Source organism: Streptomyces solincola (assembly GCF_002982015.1).
GTDB classification, from domain to species: Bacteria; Actinomycetota; Actinomycetes; order Streptomycetales; family Streptomycetaceae; genus Streptomyces; species Streptomyces solincola.
Genome location: NZ_PVLV01000440.1, coordinates 1 through 3,462, shown reverse-complemented (window position 1 = coordinate 3,462; position 3,462 = coordinate 1). Strand labels below are relative to the sequence as shown.

Here is a 3,462-nt window from a genome sequence, read left to right as displayed (position 1 = left end):
CGCCGAGGGCCAGGCCGTGGACGATCCAGTCGCGGCCGTCGGGGTCGCCGAGGGCCGCGCCGAGGTCGGCCCGCTGCCAGGAGCCGACCGGGCGGGACGGCAGCCCGAGGGCGGCGGCCTGCGCGTGGGCCAGCCCGGCGGCGCAGCCCGCGGCCAGGTGGTCGAGCCGGATCCGGGGGCCCGGTGCGTCGGAGGGGCAGCCGCGGGCGACCAGCACCGCGCCCGCGTCGGCGAGCCAGCGCTGGCCGGCCGCCCAGTGCGCGAGGGTCGGGCGGGCGTCCCCGGTGGCGAGGACCCGCAACCCCGCACGGTCCGTCTGCGCGGGGGCGAGGATCGCAGGGCGGGAACCGCCGACGGCCGCGCACCAGTCCGGTCCGCCCGGCGGACCGTTCGCCGCCGTGGCGAGGACGCGGGCCAGCAGGTCGCCGGGGACGCTCCGGGCCAGCTCGGCCGGTTCGGCGCTGCGGCGCTCCTGGAGCACCCGGTCGGTGACGGCCCCGAGCGTCGGTGCGCGGTGCCAGGTGGCGCGGGTCGGTCCGCCGGCCGCCAGGGACACCAGCAGCTTCCGTGCCGCGGTGAGCGCCGCGGACGGCGACGCCGGCCCCGGTGGCACCGGGCCGTCGGGGGCGGGCTGCGCGGCCCAGCCGGAGAGCGGGTCGCCTGGCAGTGCCCGGCCGCCGGGCGGGAGGTGGACTGCGGCGAGCGGCTGCTCCGGCGGTGTACCGGTGCTGGGCAGTCCGGCCGCGGCCGCGAGCAGCCCGCCGTCGGCGTCCAGGGCGAGGTACGCCCCGCCGCGGGCTGCCAGGGCGAGCGCGGCGGCGGCGTGGCCGGCGTCCAGCAGGAGCAGCGGCCAGCCTCGGTGGCCGTAGTGGGCGACGGTGGGCCCGGCGGTGACGGTGAGCACGACGGTGGCCCCCGGGGGCGCGCCGGCCGGGGCCGGGCCCCTGAGGTGCGCGCGGTGGGCGGTCGCGTCGTAGGCGTACCGGCCGGGCGGCAGGGTGCAGCCCTCCGCCACGAGGAGGTGGGGTCGGACCGGGTGCAGCGCGCCCGCCGAGGGGACGGGGCGCAGCCGGCCGGCGCTTCCGGACGGCGCGGCGAGGGACAGCGCCAGCAGGTGGTCGAGGTCGACCCGGGCGCGGTGGGCAGCGGACGGGCGGCGCAGGGCCCACGGCGGCCCGGTCCAGGTGACCGGGGCCGCCGGGGCGGGGGCGGCCGCCGCCGGGACGCGGGTCGAGCGGGCGGACGCCAGGGCGTGCCGCAGGGCCGTGTCCGGCGAGGGCGTGGGCGGGTGGCTCATGGCTGGTCGGACGCCCTTCACATGTGCGGGGGCGGGGCGAGGGTGAAGTCGGCCGGCCGGTCCGGGCGGCGGGTGCGCCAGCCCCGGGCGACGGCGGCCTCGCCGAACCGCGGGCAGCCGAAGTAGCCGAACGCGGCCGGGGCGTTGGGCACCAGCCCGGAGACCAGGACGCGGGCGACCCGCAGCGGCGTCTCGGCGACGTCCTCGGTGGTGAGGTCGAAGGTGATCACCCGGTGGCCGCCGGCGGCGAGCGCCGCGTCCAGCGCGGCCCGGTCGCCGCGCGGGACCGCGCCGACCGGGACGGTGCCGAGTGCGGGCTCGGTGAACCGGCGGGCCAGCGGGGCCATCCGCTCGTCCAGCCATACCTGCACATGCGCGCCGAGGTCGCGCACCGAGGCGAAGTCCTCCCCGCAGGCGTCCAGGTAGCGCCGGTCGGGCCGGTGGTCGAGGTAGAGGCCGCGGGCGAAGAGACCGGCGTCGACGGCCCGGTGGACCCAGCCGTCGGCGTCCACCGCGCCCTGGGTGAACACCCAGGTGTGCACGGCCTCCAGCACGGCCTTGCGGGCCGCGTCGGCCGGGTCGTACCGGCAGGCGAAGCCCGCCGCGCGGATGCCGCGCGCCGCGTCGTACACCAGCGCCGCGACGCACGGGGCGAACTCGGACGGCATCTGCACGAGGTGGACGTCCAGCCCGCAGCCCGCCAGATCGTCGGCGAGGCCGGGGACACTGGCCGGGTCGATGCCGCGGGCGGGTCCGTCCAGGTGCCACCACAGCTCCAGCGCGTCCCGCTCGACCACTTCGAGCAGCCCGCGCTCGACCGCGTCCGCCAGGCCCTGGCCGGTGGCTATCCCGGCGTAGTTGAGGTGGTGGGTGCGCGGCAGGGAACGCAGCTCGCCCTGACGCCAGTTGAGATGGGTGAGCGCGACCGGCGCCCAGCACTCCCGGCCGTCCTCCACTCCCCTGGTCCACAACGCCTCGGTGTCCGGGCCGAGTCGGCCGTAGGGGAAGCCGGGGCGCTCGTGCTGCCAGGAGGCGTACGAGGGGAGGTCGCCGGGCCCGTAGAGCCGGCGGCCCTCGGCGGCCAGTTCGGCGGCGGTGGCGCGGCGGGGCGCGTCGGGGTGGCCCTCGGGCGGCACCCGGTTGCCGCAGTAGCGCTCCACGGCCTCGGCGACGGCGGCGATCCGCGCGCCTTCCGGGTCGCCGAAGGTGGTGCCGAGCGAGACCCGGTCGGCGGGCCAGGCGCCGAGCCGCCGGGCGTCGGCGACGTGCGCGGTCATGGCGGTGTAGCGGGGCGGTGCGCCCACCGGGTGCTCGACCGGCTGCACGTCTCGGACCAGGCCGCAGACGGGGTCGACGAGCGCCTCGATCGGCAGGGTCGTCAGGGGTGGGGTCTCGGTGGTCATCGGCAGGTCTCCGGTACGGGCTCGGCGTAGCGGCGCCGGGCGGTGGCGGGCAGGTGCAGGGCGCTGCCCCGGGTGTGGACGGTGCGGGCGGAGCGGGTGAGACGGGTCGCGGTCACCGGGTCCTCGCCGGTGTGCGGATTGCGGGCGTGGGCGGGGAAGTGGTGTCCGGCGATCTCCACGCGCAGCCGGGCGCCCGCGGGCAGCCGGTCGCCGAGGAACCCCAGCGGGACGGTGACGCCGGCCGGCCGGCCGGGCGGGTCGGCGCGTCGGACGATGCCGAAGGCGAGCGGCCGGGCCCGCCCGTCGGGGGCGAGCACGGTCACCCGTACCGCCCAGTCCGCGGCGGGCGTGTCGGCGACCGCGGTGATCCGTGCGCGGGCCGGGCCGACCAGGTCGAGCGGGCGCGGCAGCGGGGGCGTGAGCAGGACGCAGCGGTCGGGCGGGCCGTCCAGCGGGACGGCGAGGTCGTCGGAGCGGACCGGCCGGTCGGGGTCGGCGGTGAACTCCGCGCCGTGCAGCAGCCTCAGCCCGCTGGAGGCGCCGAACGGGAGGGTGAGGCCCGCCTCGCGCGCGAGCAGGCCGCCGGAGCCAGGCGGCCCACCGACACCGCGCCCCAGCATGACCGCCGGTTCCGCCGCGCCCTCGTCCGCCCCCGCCGAGCCCCCGCGCTGCCCGGTCGTACCCGGGCCGGGCCTCACCGCACCACCGCCCGGTCCGGGGGTGCCCGCGCCCGATCCCGCCGCACCACCGCCCGTCCCCGCC

At 79.9% G+C, this 3,462-nt stretch carries 3 protein-coding genes; all 3 read right to left on the bottom strand.

The window, feature by feature from the left end:
* Positions 1-1,297, bottom strand: a 1,297-nt coding sequence (locus C6N75_RS24080) for a nitroreductase family protein (RefSeq protein WP_105870998.1), incomplete at its 3' end; no start/stop codon positions are given.
* 17 nt (positions 1,298-1,314) lie between these two features.
* Positions 1,315-2,700, bottom strand: coding sequence for a YcaO-like family protein (locus C6N75_RS24075; RefSeq protein ID WP_105870997.1), 1,386 nt, complete (start codon positions 2,698-2,700; stop codon positions 1,315-1,317).
* On the bottom strand, positions 2,697-3,462 hold a 766-nt coding region (locus tag C6N75_RS24070; protein ID WP_322888074.1), incomplete at its 5' end, for a CocE/NonD family hydrolase C-terminal non-catalytic domain-containing protein. The genes C6N75_RS24075 and C6N75_RS24070, both read right to left, overlap by 4 nt.

Bases quoted from the DNA above. Each gene is read 5' to 3' on its own strand.
- C6N75_RS24075 (WP_105870997.1), bottom strand. From the start codon at position 2,700: ATGACCACCGAGACCCCACCCCTGACGACCCTGCCGATCGAGGCGCTC.